The organism is Mesorhizobium sp. M8A.F.Ca.ET.207.01.1.1, assembly GCF_004794715.1.
Classification (GTDB): domain Bacteria; phylum Pseudomonadota; class Alphaproteobacteria; order Rhizobiales; family Rhizobiaceae; genus Mesorhizobium.
The window spans coordinates 1-549 of record NZ_SRUS01000051.1; the positions used below are offsets into that span (position 1 = coordinate 1).

The following is a 549-nucleotide window of genomic DNA, read 5'->3' on the forward strand; positions in this document are numbered from 1 at the left end:
GAACTCGTCCCGCACGACAATATGCGCAAGACCATCGCGCGGCGCCTGGTCGAGGCCAAGACCACCATCCCGCATTTCTACCTGACGCTCGACTGCGAGCTCGACGCGCTGCTTTCGCTGCGCACGCAGCTCAATGCGGCGGCACCGGTGAAGAAGACCGACAAGGGTGAGGCGCCCGCCTACAAGCTGTCGGTCAACGACATGGTGATCAAGGCGATGGCCATGGCGCTGAAGGCGGTGCCGGATGCCAATGCCTCGTGGACCGAAAGCGCCATGGTCAAGCACAAGCATGCCGATGTCGGCGTCGCAGTCTCGATCCCCGGCGGCCTGATCACGCCGATCATTCGGCATGCGGATGAAAAGACGCTGTCGGTCATTTCCAACGAGATGAAGGATCTCGCGAGCCGTGCCCGTAGCCGCAAGCTGAAGCCGGAGGAATATCAGGGCGGCACCACGGCGGTGTCCAACCTCGGCATGTTCGGCATCAAGGACTTTGCCGCGGTCATCAACCCGCCGCACGCGACGATCCTGGCGGTCGGCGCCGGCGAG

General features: G+C 63.8%; 1 protein-coding gene. It reads left to right on the plus strand.

Annotation, left to right across the window (positions count from 1 at the left end; translation table 11 throughout):
• Positions 1-549, plus strand: a 549-nt coding sequence (locus EN850_RS33400) for a 2-oxo acid dehydrogenase subunit E2 (protein WP_189591267.1), incomplete at both ends; no start/stop codon positions are given.